The 15,925-nt window shown below is 47.7% G+C and carries 15 protein-coding genes; 7 read left to right on the forward strand and 8 right to left on the reverse strand.

The genetic code is table 11. The annotated features are described in order from the left end of the window. Window positions 1–11 precede the first annotated feature (11 nt). The 6 genes from AWQ21_RS15460 (at window position 12) to AWQ21_RS15485 (ending at window position 3,019) form a co-directional block, all read left to right on the forward strand. Window positions 12–245, forward strand: a complete 234-nt coding sequence (locus tag AWQ21_RS15460) for a hypothetical protein (protein ID WP_065715586.1) — start codon at window positions 12–14, stop codon at window positions 243–245. Continuing rightward, window positions 242–619, forward strand: coding sequence for a hypothetical protein (locus AWQ21_RS15465; RefSeq protein WP_065715587.1), 378 nt, complete (start codon window positions 242–244; stop codon window positions 617–619). Before AWQ21_RS15460 ends, AWQ21_RS15465 begins: the two co-directional genes overlap by 4 nt. Before the next feature lie 124 nt (window positions 620–743). Beyond that, a complete protein-coding gene (locus AWQ21_RS15470) occupies window positions 744–1,088 on the forward strand; it encodes a hypothetical protein (RefSeq protein ID WP_065715588.1) in 345 nt (114 codons plus the stop codon). Between the two features lie 54 nt (window positions 1,089–1,142). Beyond that, on the forward strand, window positions 1,143–2,015 hold the full coding sequence (locus AWQ21_RS15475) for a hypothetical protein (protein ID WP_065715589.1): 873 nt from the start codon (window positions 1,143–1,145) through the stop codon (window positions 2,013–2,015). 14 nt (window positions 2,016–2,029) lie between these two features. Further along, window positions 2,030–2,344, forward strand: a complete 315-nt coding sequence (locus AWQ21_RS15480; protein ID WP_157094815.1) for a hypothetical protein — start codon at window positions 2,030–2,032, stop codon at window positions 2,342–2,344. Window positions 2,345–2,413: 69 nt separating this feature from the next. Next, a complete protein-coding gene (locus AWQ21_RS15485) occupies window positions 2,414–3,019 on the forward strand; it encodes a hypothetical protein (protein ID WP_065715591.1) in 606 nt (201 codons plus the stop codon). Window positions 3,020–3,075: 56 nt separating this feature from the next. On the opposite strand, the gene AWQ21_RS15490 is transcribed toward AWQ21_RS15485, so the two are convergent. The 8 genes from AWQ21_RS15490 to AWQ21_RS15525 all read right to left on the reverse strand — a co-directional run bounded on the left by AWQ21_RS15490 (window position 3,076) and on the right by AWQ21_RS15525 (window position 14,114). Then, the gene (locus AWQ21_RS15490) at window positions 3,076–3,924 is read right to left on the reverse strand and encodes an SH3 domain-containing protein (RefSeq protein ID WP_232315164.1); all 849 of its coding nucleotides are present in this window, start codon (window positions 3,922–3,924) and stop codon (window positions 3,076–3,078) included. 121 nt (window positions 3,925–4,045) lie between these two features. Further along, window positions 4,046–5,080, reverse strand: coding sequence for a glycoside hydrolase family 10 protein (locus AWQ21_RS15495; protein ID WP_083998097.1), 1,035 nt, complete (start codon window positions 5,078–5,080; stop codon window positions 4,046–4,048). Between the two features lie 93 nt (window positions 5,081–5,173). Next, window positions 5,174–5,356, reverse strand: a complete 183-nt coding sequence (locus tag AWQ21_RS15500; protein ID WP_065715593.1) for a DUF2281 domain-containing protein — start codon at window positions 5,354–5,356, stop codon at window positions 5,174–5,176. A 63-nt stretch (window positions 5,357–5,419) separates the two neighbouring features. Beyond that, window positions 5,420–8,551: a CHAT domain-containing protein gene (locus tag AWQ21_RS16100; protein WP_083998098.1), complete on the reverse strand. Its 3,132-nt coding sequence runs from the start codon at window positions 8,549–8,551 to the stop codon at window positions 5,420–5,422. Window positions 8,552–8,558: 7 nt separating this feature from the next. Continuing rightward, complete coding sequence (locus AWQ21_RS15510; protein ID WP_198159739.1) at window positions 8,559–9,299, reverse strand: DUF928 domain-containing protein; 741 nt, start codon at window positions 9,297–9,299, stop codon at window positions 8,559–8,561. A gap of 64 nt (window positions 9,300–9,363) precedes the next feature. Further along, window positions 9,364–11,766, reverse strand: coding sequence for a CHASE2 domain-containing protein (locus AWQ21_RS15515; RefSeq protein WP_065715596.1), 2,403 nt, complete (start codon window positions 11,764–11,766; stop codon window positions 9,364–9,366). A 24-nt stretch (window positions 11,767–11,790) separates the two neighbouring features. Continuing rightward, window positions 11,791–12,948 carry a DUF1822 family protein gene (locus tag AWQ21_RS15520; protein WP_065715597.1) on the reverse strand — a complete coding sequence of 386 codons (1,158 nt, stop codon included), beginning with the start codon at window positions 12,946–12,948 and terminating at the stop codon, window positions 11,791–11,793. A 68-nt stretch (window positions 12,949–13,016) separates the two neighbouring features. Continuing rightward, on the reverse strand, window positions 13,017–14,114 hold the full coding sequence (locus tag AWQ21_RS15525) for a hypothetical protein (RefSeq protein WP_065715598.1): 1,098 nt from the start codon (window positions 14,112–14,114) through the stop codon (window positions 13,017–13,019). Between the two features lie 358 nt (window positions 14,115–14,472). Here AWQ21_RS15525 and AWQ21_RS15530 point away from each other — a divergent pair, with 358 nt between their 5' ends. Then, complete coding sequence (locus tag AWQ21_RS15530; RefSeq protein WP_232315165.1) at window positions 14,473–15,906, forward strand: TonB family protein; 1,434 nt, start codon at window positions 14,473–14,475, stop codon at window positions 15,904–15,906. Window positions 15,907–15,925 lie beyond the last annotated feature (19 nt).

A 15,925-nucleotide genomic window follows, 5' to 3' on the forward strand; every position in this document is an offset into this window, starting at 1 on the left:
GGAACATCACCATGGATCATTTACAACAAGAATCTAGCCTTGCCCAGCACCAAAGATTAAACACGATTGAGGATAATCGCTGGGAACTATTTCAACGGGATGTACGCCGCCGTCGCCTCTTGGCTCTAGGGGCAACATCCGGGGCGATCGCCTTGGGTTATGTCACCCAGAGTGTGTGGATCTTCCTCGCTGGAGAAGCCGCTATTTGGTTAATTTTGCGTTACTGGAGGACTCGCCAAAAATGAGTCTAGACTACTACGGTCTTCCTTTGGAACAACAGCAATATCTAGCCCAACGGTTTGGAGCCTACGGCCTTGATCCGGAATTGGCCTATGACACTCTTTTACCGGACACCGTGAAAAATCAGGGGCCAGAAGCGATTGAAGAATTTATGCGCCACAAAGATATTTCCCACATTTATCCCCAAAGTCAATATCCGCACCTCAGCGGCGATCTAAATAATGTCTTCCTAGAAGATCCCTATGTGAATGCGGCTCGGGGCGATCAGGTTGTGACTCAGGATGAAATTTGGGCCGCCCAGCAGGATAACCTCTCCGATGCCTGGGACGGAGACTTTAACGACAATGGTCTCCTCGATAGCTGGGAATTTCTTTTTTAAGCCAGCAAAAAATTTTCTGCAAATCTGCATAACTTTTTCTCGAACCCTCGATAGCTAATCAAAAGTTGGATTGCAACAGTGAAGTTTTCCACCTCGTTCACAAATTTCTCACGGCCTTAAGCCCATGCCTCTCAACTATTCCCATATCACTATTGCCAGCAGCAAACATTCCTCTGGCCGCAGTTTCCGCGATGCCTACCGCTGTAACTACACCATCACCGACCAAGCCGGAAATACCTATGTCGCCTTTAAGCAAAAAGGAGCTACCCTGCGTAACTTTCCCCACGGGACTCAACTCAAAATCGGCTGGAAATGGAACAAAAATATCTATGGCAAGCAGGAGAAGGTGATCCAATGGTTCCAAATCCTTGCTACTCCAAAAGCCCAAACTTATAAAACACCTGTCGGTGAGCTACTAACTGCAGACATTGATCTGAAATACCGCAAATTGCTGCAGATTATGGCTTAACCGTTTCTCCTTAACTTTCTAAGTAATTTTGATCACTTATACCTTTAGAAAACAATGCAGACTGCGACATTAGACTACACAGACCTCGCGAATCAACCCAAATATATTCAAGACTACATTGCCCAACGGGCTGCAAACCATGAGGGGTTAACCCCCCAAGAACTCTTCGACGAAATTTCGGATCATCTGAAGGATAGTCCCAATGAAATTATGGACTTTCTCAAGGATTATGGTGATGAAATTGCCGTTCAGATTAGCCATATTCAGAGTAAGCACACCCATCCAGAGCTATCTGGGGATCCCGACAATATTGTTTTAGAAGTAAGTGGCGGTGACTATGGTTACCCAAACCAGGCTCGTCAAGAGAATCCAATTTCCAACGCAGAAGCAGAGCAGATTATCCAGGAAACGAATGATTATGCGATGCAGATCGAAAATCAATATACCGATGATTTACCAAGCAATTTAGCGCCGGAGCAGGGCTCTCAAAACTTCACCCCGGATCTGGCAGCCAGTAATGATTTGGCGATTAGCAATAATTATGATGGTCTGGCGGAGTCAATTTATACAGGGATGGAAAGTCTCGCCCAAAGTTTAGGACTGGCTTGTACCTATGCCATCATGCGCACCTATGGCCCCCGGATTATCGCCCTGTTCCGCTACATTGTCCATCACCGGGAAGAACTGATTCGCAGTCATAGTCAACGGGAAAAATTAGTTCGGGATTGCATTGTGCCCCTAATCCAAGCAGGAGACGCTGATCAGGTGGGTAGTGCTTTTATTGTGGGTTTGCTATTGTCTCTCATTCCGGGGATTCGGGAACTATTAATCGCCTATGGTCTTGTTTCCCTCTGCAAGCTGGCCATGAAACATATCAAAAAGTTTGTGGTGCATCTCGAAAAACATTTCCCCCGTTTAGCAAGTTAATTCATTGGGTGGTTGTGAAGATTGAAAAATTAGTAGACGCGATTCACTACATCCTCGGTCAACTCTGGCAGTTGGTGGAAAAGGTAGCCAGTCGTATCTGGGAAGGAGCTAAGCAGGTAGGAACAGCTACGGCTCAAGCAGTACAACAGGTGGCCCACAGCGTACACCAGACGACAAAACAGGCCGGTACCGCTGCGGTTCAAACGGTGCAGCAGGTGGTCAATGGTGTGAAACAAACGGTCAAAGTTGCGAAAGATTGTTTGGTGAGTTACTTTAACTGGGGCTGGAATAAGGTCCGCAGTCTTTTTAGTCGCCCGAGCTACGCCTAGGGATTTGTCACTGGGCGGTTTACCGAGGTAGATCGCCTTTTTTTATTTTGCTTTTGGAATTGATTCACCATGCTTTTTTTTGACTTAGAAATTATTGCCACCATTAACCCAAACCGAGCTTATATGCCATTTCAGAATGTCCACCGTTGGGATGATAAGGCGAATATGGGGATTGCGGTTTGCGGGTTTTATGTCTCAGATTTGGATCGGTTTGATTGGTTTACGTTGGATTGGCAGCGGCAGCCGCAGGTAAAAAATAAGGCCGCAAATGAACAGGCGATCGCCTTATTTCGGGAGTACGCAGATCAGGCGGTGGGATTTAATTCGCGTAGTTTTGATGATCCATTACTTCGAGTGAATGGTTTTCCAGAATTTCAATCGCGGTTTGACCTGCTGCAACTGATTCGTCGTCAGGTGTTTGGCTCAAGTGATTGGCGGAATCAACCCAAAGATTATTCCTACAAACTAGATCGATTGGCGATCGCCAATTTTGGTCAGGGCAAGATCGGTGATGGAGCCTTAGCACCACTGCGCTGGCAACAGGGTGAATATGAAGGTGTGGTGCGCTACTGTCTGGACGATGTACGCTTGCTGCGGGATTCGTTTCAGCGTTTCCACAAAGGACAACTCAAAGACCCGAATACAGGCAGATTGTTAGGGCTTCAGCCCAGTTGACTCTTACCCAATCTCATAAATCACATACTGTTGAAAAAATCGCCCTACTATCCCCACTATCGCGTGCAATCAAGCAGTGAAGCATGAATATAACCTTCCTGGGGGCCACCAAGGGTGAAGGTGACAAAATACCAGTCCGTTGAATTATTAATGTTCTCACCCATAACCTTTCTCTCAACCCGTACTTTTGCATCGTGAGTCAATTCTTGAATAATCACAGAGTCGGTAGATGGTTCCGCTCGAACACGACCTAAACCTCCTTCTGCCGAAACATTAACTGCACACCAAGTTGGCAAGTTACTGGGTAAGAAGGATTGAACCATTGAAGGTACAACCGCATCAGTGTCGATAAACACAGAGTAATCCACCAAAATGGGTAAACCCTGGCCATGGGCTAGATAGCCCTCTAAGCTTTTTGCCAAATCATACAGACGTTGATGCTCCGTAACCCGAACGCAGCCATGGCCATTGGGATCAATGAAGCCATTATGTTGCAGAGAACCTTCACCCCAGATGGGGGCATGGAGCGCAAAGCCACGGTGGATCTGCATAAAATTCTGAATCCCTAGGGATGTTCTTTTCTGTAGACCATGGATATTAAAGTGAGCCCCCATCACATCACCAAATTGCTGTTTAGTTTGCCTAGCCAGCTGTACCGTTTCCGGTGCCCAGGAAATGAGTCCTAGTTCAAAAACGACTTCACTTCCTCCATAATCTCTGGTCACTTTGCCATGCATTCGACCAGCCGCATCCTTATAGAATTTGACATAGTAAATATCTTCTGCTTTCGCGCCCATTTTCATCAGACGAGTCTGCCAATCGGCTTGGCCCCTAACAATTTCCTTAGAAGATGCTTCCGTTGCTTCCGGGAGCTTTGAATTTGGGTATGCGTTTTCCTGGGGCAATCTACTTCGGCAACTCGTTAAAACACATAGACAGCCAAAAAAGCAAACTAATCGAAACAATCGATGGCTTATGGGGTTCATAAGTCTATTTTAAATGCCACCAATAAATTGCTGGGTTGTTTTACTTTGGTATGGCACTGAATAAATACCGTAGGGCTAGATATTCCCAGGAAAAGAGAGCGTAGCCAAAATCTTTTTGTTCCACCACCTCGATTTGCTGGTCAATGGCGTCAGGGGTAAAGGGTTGTCCCTGGCGATAGCCGGTATAAAGACCAATCCCCACGGGTACATATTGGGCGGCGGTCTCAATGCCAGAGGTTTTAATAGTCTGGGCAACAGCTTCGGGGGTAGGCCGGTAAACTTGGATCACTACTTCATCAACAAGGCCCTGTTGTACCCAGGGGAGCCAGTCCTGATTATATTTTTCTCTGGAAAAGTCGTAGGCATTGGGGGATAAGCTCAGAATCAATTCAGGATTTTTGGCTTTGATGTGGTCATGAACTTTTTGAGTAAGGGCAGTAAGGGCAGCACGATGCTCGCCAAATTCGCGGGGAATGGCCCAGTGGTCATCGAGCTGAATGCCAGCTAAATCTTTTGCCTTGAGGATCTCATTCATGTGACTCAGGATATAGGCCTGAACTTCCGGGTGAGCTGGATCTAGCCAGACAGTTTGAATTCCTGTATTTTCGATTGCTGTGGTGCCGTCAGGGAGTTTCAATAACCAGTCAGGATGTTTCTTTGCCAGAGCATCATCCGCAGGGAGCATCAAGCCAAATTCAAACCAGGCAAAGGGCTTTAGACCTTGGCGGCGGGATTCTTTGGCCATGGACTGGAGGGGCCGGAAAAAGGGTAATTCTGGGATTCGATCGGGGCGTTCTTTGTTGGGATAGAGCTGCCCCCGATAACCATAGACACTGAAATAAACCCGGTCATAGCCAGAACCAGCCATGCCATGGAGCACTTCGTCGAGGAAGCTCGTATAGGTGAAGGCCAGAACACTCACATCAGTCAGCCAGAGACCATAGATTTTTTCGCTGTTGTAGGCTGGTCGAGCCGGCGCATGATGTCTGGTAATCAGGACTGTGAACAGAAAAACAATGCTGATGCTCCACTTCAGAGGCTGGGGGATTTTGGCTAATTTATGAAAAATTTTCATCACATATCCTAGATCTGACGAAGGATGTCCGTCGGAGAGTAAATTGGCATCTGGCTATCTGTAAAATTTTTGCGATCTCGCGTAACGACACCATCAAGTTGACTCACGATGTTTTACAATGCCCCGCAATCCTGTCAGAGTCCCAGGGGGAATAACGTTTGCGGAAGCTGATTGCTGTTGTTTCTGCTGGAGAAATTCGGCGAAGTGGAGCACTTCGTTAATCTGGTCTTCCGGTAAGGTTTGGATCAGTTGGTGGAGTTTTTCGGCAGCAGTCATGGTTGATGGAGGCTAAAGGACTAAATATTTTCATTGTGGCGAATTTTTTCGGTTTACTGCCGATTATTCGGCCTCACCAATGAGGGTAAAGGCACTCCAGTAGTAGGGTTCTGGGTATTCTGCCTTGGTTTGGAGCATCGCATTGCGGAGGGCTGTGGCTTTGTCTACATTGTTGTTTTGCCATTGGCGATAGAACTCTGTCATCAGTTCGCTCGTAGAGGCATCATCCACACTCCAGAGGGAGACAAGCACGCTGGGCACCCCAGCGGCAATCAGGGAGCGGGATAGGCCAATCACCCCATCCCCTGTAATTTCTCCTTGGCCGGTATCGCAGGCACTGAGGACGGCTAATCTGGCATTGAGGGGATTGTTTTCAAATTGGTTGAAGATTTCCTCGGCGGTGATCCGGCCTGGGGTTTCAAAGAGGTCATCGTCAGGGGCATTGGGTTCAGCAGTGAGGTAGATGGCGCTACGGATACCATTTTGGTCGTCGAAGCTGGCGTGGGTGGCGAAGTGCAAGATGTCCGCCTGGGACATTTGTTCTAAAACCTTTGCTTCGGTGGCGGCTTTGCCCAGGAGGGGTTTAACGCCTAGGAGTTCACCAATATTCTGGGCTTCGGTGACGGCGTTTTCGAGGGAATTGAGGTTTTTCGGGTAGGGGAAGGGATTACCCACTACTAGGGCTCGATTACTTGGTTTGGGTTGGCTATTGAGGCGTTTGTTTTGGGCGGCAGTTTGACTAAGGACTTGGATCGAGGGGGAGGTGAGGATGGTGTGTTTTTCAATGAGATATTCACCATTGGCATCCTGGAGGGCGGGGAAGGGAATCCCAAAGAGGGCGTCTTGGGGCATAAAGATTACATCATCATCGGGATTGCTGGGTAAGAGGTCGGCGATGGGATCGATCAGGATTTGGTGGAGTTGCTGGAGAGAGGTATCGGTTTTTGTGGCAATGCGGTTGGGGCTGACGTTTTCGAGGGGGGTTTCCCGTTGGGTTTGGTCGAGGGTGAGGGTTTGGCTGTTGGGGTTGAGGGCAATAATCTGCCAGGGTTCGTCGGTGGGAAATTCGCCTTGGAGTTTGACGTAATCGCCTACTTGGAAATCAGTAAATTGATAGCTGCTTGTATGCCCTGCGCCACTGCGATCGCCTCGTTCTGGGGGTGGAGTACTAACGGTTTTACGGGCAGCGGCGATCGCCTCTGAGAAGTTTGGCCTTTGGGTGAGGTCAACGGCGCGGAATTCTACATCTCCCTGGGGGGTAATGACGTAGATATAGAGTTCTGTGTTTTCAAATTGTCGAGGGGCGGTTTCGCTGGGGATGAGGGAATAGGTAACGAGGGTGCTGTCGTGGTCTTTGGCGATCGCCTTGAGTTCGGCGATTGTGGGTTTAGCCATGGGGATAAATTCGGCACTACCGGAAAAGCGCTTGTTGAGGAGTTCTACCAAGGCGCGAGCACGGCCTCGTTCAGCAATTTCTAAGGCTTCTGTTTGTTTATTTTCTGTAATTAAACTTTTTTGTAAACTTTTATATGTATTTCGATAAGTATCTAAAAAAGATATTTTGAGAACATCATCTAAATCTTTATTGTTGATTAACTCTTTTAGTTCAAGAGACCGATAAAAGTATTGATTAGCTTTTTGATAATCTCCTTTTTCAAAAAAAAGATACGCAAAATTATTTAGAGAGGATGCTTCCCCGAGATTATACATAATGGAATTGCTAAGAGAGAGAGCTTGTTGATAATAATCAAATGCTTTTTCATAATTCTGTAATGAAGTATAATATAATCCAAGGTTGTTTAAGACTGTTGCCTCGCCCAATTTATTATTTATTGCTCGGTTGATTTTTAATGCTTCCTGATAGTAGCTTAATATCTTTTCCTTATCATTCAATATATAATGATATAAACCAAGATTGTTCAAGCTTGTAGCTTCAGTTGACTGACTGCCAATTTCTCGACTAACTAATAGAGCTTGCAAATAATAATCTAATGCTTTTTCGTACTCTCCCAATGAGCTATAAACTGATCCGATATTATTTAAGCTCCCAGCTTCTCCAAATCGATAACCAGTTTTTCTAATAATTAACAAGGCCTGTTGATAATAATCAAGTGATTGTTGATTCTCTCCTAAAATTTCATAAACTGATCCGATATTATTTAAGCTTGTTGCCTCTCCATTATGATCTTTTTTTATTAAAAGAGATTCTTGAAAATAATTTATTGCTCTATCATATTTTCCTAAATATTGGTAAGCTGATCCAATATTATTGAGGGTTATACCCTCGCTTATATTATCGCCAATTTTTTTATTAAGAGATAAAGCTTCATAATAATAATCTAATGCTTTTCTATTTTCACCTATAGAAGTATAGAGGTATCCAATATTACTTAATGTAGTGACTTCTCCAGAAATATCTTGGATCTCTCTTTGTTTAACAAGTACTTCAATATAAGATGCTAGTGCTTTATCATATTCTCCTAGCAAGCTATAAACTGAAGCAATATTACCAAGAGTCGTTACCACTCCTGAAATATCACTGATTTTTTCGCTGACGGATAAAGCTTGCTGATAATAATCAAGTGCTTCTTGAGTCTTACCCAAAGAGATGTATAAATAACCAATATTGTTAAGATTATCGGATTCACTTTTTAAATCTTCAATTGCTCTATTGATTGCGAGAGCTTCTTGAAAAGAATTAAGTGCTAGTTCTTTTTCCCCTATATTATTATATGCCAACCCCAGTCTATTAAGAATTCTAGCTTGATTTTTTTGCTTATCTATTTCTGTTGCTTCTTTGATGCGTACAGAGTACCCATTTACTATTGAGTTGTCTGCCGCAGTTATTTTTAATAAATAAGCTCCGGGAGCTAAACCTCCTAAAAAATAGCCCATGTCTGGAAAGCTAATTAAATCGTTTTGCTCAAGGACTTTCTCGCCTTCATTATTAAAAATCGTCCAGTAAGGATTAAAATACTCACTTTCTAGTTGAATAATTATATTTTGACCTTCTTTCATATCAAAAGAATATGAATCCAAGAAACTACCATCCTCTAACATGGAATCCTTTGCTGTTAGCTCCTTCTGCACATTTAATAAAAACTCCGGTTCCTCCTGAGCCATTAACTCTACTGGCTGTAACGTCATCCCTAGAACCATCAACCCCCTCAAAGACTTCAACCAAAATGAACTCATCACTCAACTACTCCTGAACTAAAACAAAACCCATCAACCCTTCCACTGTGAGCAATTCCGCCCATAACTGCGTCCCCTGGGAATCAGTCCGTAGCCCAGACAAAACCGTTATTGCGTCATACCACCAACCCTGTTCTAGATAAATTTCCGCCTTTTCTAGTGCTGAAGCTTCCGCCAACTCCGCGACCAACTCCGGCTCAAGCTCCCTTGGTTCCAGGCTAAAATTCCCCTCTACATAATCGCCAATTTTGCCCTCGCAGAGCACCGAAAATCGCCAGCGATAGACCAGATCTTTTTCTAAGGCTAACTGAGACGGTAACGGCAACCCAACAAAACCCATCGCATCCTTTAACAAAAACTGCCCTTGATAAACTTCTAAAAGTTCCGTTCCCGTATAGGTCTGAACCGTAAGCCTCACTTGCTGCTCACCACTGTAGGGAAAATAAACCTGGAGCACCGGAGCCTCTACCCCGACCCTGCCCTCATAACTACTGGGAATCAACGCCGTTAACGGTAAATCTCCCTCATAGACACAACCATTCCGGGAGCCCCCCTGCACCGTGGGCGGTGGATTACCCGTGCGCCGTCCCGAACTCCCCACATCAGCCGGCGGTTGCCACCGAATCGGTTTTTCCTTCTTCGGCTTCGAAGCACCTTGGGTTGTCTCTGTCGCTGGTTGAGCCGCTAACGTTTGACCCTGAGACAAGATTAAGCCCGTCCACAGCGCAAGACGAGATAAAATAGTCATAAAAATCATATTTCGGGGCTCTTGGGTCATCTACTAGCAAATTCCTAGACTATGTAACAAAAGTTTATGATTCTCTCGTTCTTGCTGCTATTATCGTACCCCCAAATAATGCCAATAACAGCACTAAGGGAGATCCCAAAGGCAACCATAGCCCCCAGGTTTTCAACACAAACCAAGCAAAGCCACTTCCAACGATGCCACACCCCAACAATAGGCCATACCCTTTCCCTTGGGATTGCCCAAAGATTAACAATAGACCGATCCCAAAACTGGGTATGACTCCCCAGGCCACTAACCAAAGCATTTCCCCCCAGGGCGCTAAAACCCAAAGCTGAGGCTGATTTTCTAGTACCCCATCCAAAAACTGCTGCACCATTTGCCCTTGGATCACCACCCCTGGAATCTCTGGGCCAAAGGCCGTGCGGTGGAGATCCTTGTGACGGTAGCCCAGAAGTACCACCTTATCCTTGAGGTTGAGCCGTTGATCACTGTCCGCGTAGAGGGTGGTGATGCTAATTTCCCGTAAGTAGCCACGCGGTTGCGGTCGAAAGAGGATTTGATAGCCCCCACCCAAGCGCCGCTGATTGAGATAGCTGCCAGGGGTTTCAGCCAGGGCCGGAAAAACAGCATCATTCCAAGTGAGGCTGGCTCTGTCCATAGGCACAATCCCTGCATCGCTCAGATAGTTCAGTGCCAGGGAAAAAGCAAGGGATTGGGACGCATTACAGGTTGAGTTCTCTAGGGGATCGAGGTAGAGCAGTTGGCGGCGAATGACCCGGTCGGGATCGATGGGAAAGTTATTAAAACTCAGGTAAGCCGGATCAATACCTGGGGGCGGCAACTGTTCATTACCCGTTTCATCGGGAAAACCACAGGTAACAAAAAGCTGCTCACTGGACTGTAGAAGTGCCTGCAATTGGGCTGTACCAGCATCGGCAATGGGCAGATCCCGGATGATATCCAAACCCAACCAGCGGGGTTCATAGGCTTGAATTTTTTCTAATACATCCGCCAAGGCTGCATCGGCAATGACATCATCGCCTGTCTCTACCTGGAGGCCATTTTGTCGCAGAATATCGAGATCATCGGGATCAATGGTGACGACCACGACCCGTTCTGTCTCTGGCTTGGGGAAGGGCTGACTCCGCAGAAATAGATCAAATAATTTTAGGTCTAGGGGCTGCAATAAACCGAGGGAACGGAGGGCTAGGGTGACGGCGATCGCCCCGATACCCACCAGACCCTGACGACGGATGGAACGGGGTTTACTGCGTAGACTTGTCCAGCGGGGCGGCACCGTGCTGGGATTGTGGTGCATCAGGGGCAACCAGGCCACCCCCGGATAATCTTGGTCGTATTCTTCGAGATCTATCAGGGTTTCCCCCAGGGCTCGAAAGAGGGGGAGTTTTCCCTGGGCATAGTGAACAAAGAAGCGTTCGATGAAGTGGTGGGCGACGGGATCAGGGATTTCCGCCTGCATCGAAATAATCGTCTTCAGGCCATAGTTGAGGAGGGTTTCCGCGAGTTGGCTACTGGCACAGGAATTAAACAGGGCAAATTGGAGACCATTGGCGATCGCCTTTTGGAAAGAGCGTTGTAAATCTTGGATCGTCACCCCATCTGCTTCACTGAGGAGCATCGCTGCTAAATCTTCGTCATAGCAAGCTTCACTATGGCCCGAGTAAATGAGCAGGTCAAAACCACGGGGATCCCGGAGGCGACGGCTGAGTTCCCCATAGCTGGGAGATTGGAGGGTGACAATCTCAGCATCCTTGAGCTGGGCCAGTACCCGTTGATCGGGTTTGAGATCCAGGCCACCACTATCACCGATTAAATGGAGAATCCGTGTTCTTGGGAAAAAAGCCCGGTACCAGGGGATATATTGGCGGCGAGCGGTTTTGGGTGCAAGGTTTAACGGAGCTTCGCCGTATTGACGGGTATTAAGTGCCAGGGAAATATGTTGCGTTTGCAGGAGGGGCCATTCGCGCCAGGGCAGTTTACCCAGGAGATCAGCGGTAGCCGGATTATCTTGGTAGAGGGCTTGGGAAATTTGTATCACCAGACAGGTTTGCCACTGCTCTGGTTGGCACCATTGCAGGATTTGTTTTTCGAGGTCATGCCACCTGGGGTCTGATGTCGTTAGCCATTGCGCCATCGTTGCTTGTAGGGCTTGGCGGCTTTGGTTGCGGGGGGCTTCATAACGTTTGGCGATCGCCTGTTTGCTTTTGACCTTAATACCCCGGTGGGTCTGGGCTTGGTCACTGGGGGCGGTGCGGATGGTTTCTAGCCAAGCATGATAGTGCTGTTCGAGGTTGAGATTTTCCGGTAGGGGCGGTAAATGGCCATAGTAATCCTTTAGACAAGTCTGAATCTGGCCTTGGTGGTGCTGTTCCACATCGAGGGCAACAGTAAAACCCGCCTTAAAACTGCCCGTAATTATTTTTAGGATGATCAATCGCTGTGCCATAGTTCCTTGAGTCGGATGCAGATATTAGAGATGAATCAGTTCACTCACCTGCTGTGCGCCTAGGCTCAGTTGCACCCGAAAATCTGTGCCCGGTTCGATCTCTAGGGTCATTTTTAAATAATTTTTTGGTGTCCCTTGGCTAGCAGTGACGCTGATTTCGTCGATTAATTCATTTTCTGCCGACCAGAGACTCAACTGCAAACCATTAGGGAGCTGCTGTTGGCTATTGGCACAACCCACCTCAATAATCGCGTCGATCTCTTGGTTGATGCTGGGCATCAGGGCAATGTTCAATTCAAGGGGATTGTCCAAAAGACTGAGACTAGCAGCAAGGGTTTTCCGCAGTCGATGGGCCGCCTGGGGATGCTTGGGGTCTAGACGGGCGAGGGTACTGGCCGCTAACCAGCGGGTATCCTCCTGGGTACTCTGCCGCAAAATATTCACCAAAGTGGCGATCGCCTCGCCTTTCGTCTCTGTCTGGGCTAATTCTCCCAGGGTAATCATGAGCCGCTGTTTACTGGCTTCATTGCTGGTGTTCTGGAGTTGGGCGATCACCTTGCGTACTGTGGTCTGACTGCGCACTGGCGCAAAGCTGGGCTGGCCAAAATAAAAGTCTCCCACCTGCCAGGCATTATCTAGGGCACGACTCAGCCAGGCTTGGATCGTTTCCGCCACTTGATTAAGGGAATTCACAGGGGCATTTTGCAGTTCCACCGCAGCGAATACCCCAAATAAGCCTTCTATCGGTTGCAACTGATCTCTGAAAATCACCCCATCCCTCACTGTTTCAACAAAGCCGAGCAGTTGACTATCTTGGAGATCATCCTGCAACTGAACTACCACATAGCCCAGTCGGTCTGTCCAGGCTTCCGGCTCCACTGCAACTGTGCGCTGATTGCTTGTTGTGGCACGACATTCCAGGCGGCCCAACCCAGCCAAATATAAGTCTGCACAATTTTCATTGAGGTGCATTAAGGGCTGACTGCAATAGCTTTTTTCCCAGGCGTAGGGAATGCCATAGATATCTAACCAATGGGCGATCGCCCGCACTGCCAACAGATTTTTAATTAACGTCTTTAGTTTCTCGCCTTCACAACCAGATTGAATCGCAATATTTTTCACCCACTGCCGGTCTGGGGCGGTGAGGGGAATGGTGGGTTGTTGGTGGGAGTTTGGGTTCATTGGCTTTAACTTTATCTGTAGCGCGAAGAAGGACATAGAAGTTTTTGGGAATTAAAGTATTTACCCATCTATCTGCCTTCCCGTCGGATTTTATGCACAAAGGCTTGAATGAAGGGCAGAAGGTGAAACTCATAGAACCGTTCTAGGTATTTGGGATCAACCTCTAGGATTGCGGCCACCTGGGTTAATCCCTGTCGAGGTTTTTGGAGGATTGCTAGGGTCGTCTTGAGAAAATGTGGCGCGGTGATACTGGGTTTTTGCCGTAGGGTTAGAGTTTGGAGATGTGGGTCAGTGGCCAGCCAATGGTTGAATTTTTCCTCGAAGTGCTGTTTTTGCAGGGCCTTATCCTTCAGGAGACCCCGTAGATGTTCGCAGGGGTTGATCGGGCTATCGGGGGGAATAAAATCATAGTTGGCTTCAATAAAGGTAATTAAGCGGCCCCGACATTGCCGCTCATAAAAACTACTAAGAGTGGCGACAGTCACCCCACATTTTTTCGCCAGTTGACCCCATTCTTGTTCCTCGATAAATCTAGCTTGGAGTAACCACTGGGCGCTCAGAGCGGGTTTATTCTTAATTGTTACCGTTGGCAGCTCTGGATCTGTGGCAATCCAGGTTTCAATGCCCGTTTTCATCTGTCGGGCGGCCTCTCCATCGCTGGGGGATTCTAGAAGATTGAACAAATCGAGGTCTTCTCCAGCATCGCTTTGGGCATTCGCCTGCCGTTGTTGCCGGTGGTATTGTTTGGTCTGCTGGGTTTTGAATTCATTTTTGAGGCGAAAATTGAGCCATGTAGTGACCTGGGCTTGGCTAGGGTCATAATCTTGGTAATGGCGATAGAAATATTCCAAGGTCTTCAGGTAGGCCTCCCGGTAAGCATCTTCATCCAGGGGATTGTAGTTCTGCCAGAGTTTACCGGATTGTTCAATTAAGGCGATCGCCTGGGCAAGGAGTTCCCGCTGGCAAAGCGTTTTCAATATGGGCGGCAGCAGATCTTCTTCAATGGCTTTGGCCTGGTCAATCCACAGGGTTAATTTGTGGTTGAGGCCCCCCTTGGATTGTTGGATTTGTATGCCCATTTGCCGCAGAGTGCGCCGCCGTTCTGGACTTTGGGGCGGTATTTGACCGAGTTGTTGCCGTAGTTGATTCAGTTCTTGGGATGCCATGCACCGTACTTCTGATGTGACCTTACTTTATTTATCGCCCCTTTGGGATAAATTTATGCAACTCCCCTTTCATCCGAAAAAGCTAGACATGCCTAATTTTATTGAAAAATTATTGAAAAAACTTAAAAATAGCTCAAAAGTAGTTTTTTAAATAATGATCAATCAGCCAACTAATGCCTGAGAGAACCTTAAAACTCTATGATTCAATCAGTCTTTGACAATAAGGAAAATATCACTCAATCGCTCAAAATCCAATGGACTGCTTAAAATGGGCTTTTTTTATTGATATTAATTCTTATTAATGATAAGGTAGAGGCTACTTTAGCGTAATTTTGCAACCAGTAGAAGGAAAGCCCCCATGAGTATGTCTGACTTTTGTCAGCAAGAGCGGCAAAATGAACAGGAAATCCTGAAAAAATGGTTGACCTATGGGTTGACAGGCTCTGTCGCCCTCCATGCAGGAGCTTTGTTCGGGTTGCGCTGGTTACCTCCAGTGGAAACGGTCTCTACAGAACAACCACCCTTAGAATTCATCGTCACTGAAACTTCGCCTGTTGAGGAACCGGAAGTTGTTGAGGAAACTCCCCCAGAGCCCCTGGGTACCCCGCCAATACCTGCGGCAAATCCGAATGTGCCTGCTCTAAGTGCAGAGATCAATAGCCCTGTGCTAGTGCCTCAGATCAAACAAACTGCTACAGCCCCCACAGTCCGCCCCCAGGAAGCCCCACCAGAACCGCAAGTTCAGAAGACATCCCCTGAGTCACAACCCCAAGAACCCGCACCAGATCCAGAACCCCAGGTGGTTGAGGATCCCCCTGTTCCCCTATCGCCTAAAAACTTTAATCCATTACAGGGCCAACTCCAGGCCGCTGCATCTGGGGTCAATCGCAATATTGCCGCAAACAATAACAATGCGACAGGGGCCAATCGTTCCCAACCGACAAACCCCGGTACTGCTTCTCGACCCCTGGGGCAAACTTCGGGGAATTCAGGCTTGAATGCTTTACGTAATGGCCTCCAAGGGAATGGTCGTCAAAATAATCTTGGCAATAGCAATGTTCCCGCTAACCAAACGGGTGCCCAGCGGTCTACCCCGAATCGACCGGTGAATAATCCTCCAGCGGCTCCTGTGGCTTCTGGTGCCGGTTGTTCTGCCCCAAGCCAACCCCAATTTCCGGCCTCCCTCGCCTCCCGTGGTATCGAAGCCCGTCCTGTGGTGGAGGTCATCACAGCAACCAATGGCGGCGTCGCCCAGGCCAGGATTGTCCAATCTAGTAACTATGCGGCGTTGGATCAGGCTGCATTATCAGCAGCAAGGGGAATTCGTTGTCCCAGTGGCGAACAACGGCGGGTTAGACTGGCGATTAACTTTGCCCAACCCGGCACAAATTTTCAGCGGGAAGCCCAACAACGCCAAGCCGAAGTGGAACAACAGCGACAGGCGCAAATCGCCCGGGAACAGGAACAACAACGTCAGGCAGAATTGGCCCGCCAGCAACAGGAAGCTGAGGCTCAACAACATCAGGCAGAATTAGCCCGCCAGCAACAGGAAGCTGAGGCACAGCAACGGGCGCAACAGGAACAGCAACGTCAGGCAGAATTGAAACAACAGGAGCAGGCTGAAGCAGAACGGGAAAGACAAGCTGCATTAGAGCAACAACGGCAGGTAGAGGCAGAACGGCAACGGCAGGCGGAACTAGAACGTCAGAGACAAGCTGAGGTAGAACGCCAAAGACAGGCGGAATTAGAACAGCAACAGCAACAAATTCCCCCAGCAGAGGTTGGGAGCTAAGTTTTTGGGTTCAATTTTT

The sequence above is a fragment of the Picosynechococcus sp. PCC 7003 genome, assembly GCF_001693255.1.
Lineage (GTDB): Bacteria > Cyanobacteriota > Cyanobacteriia > Cyanobacteriales > MRBY01 > MRBY01.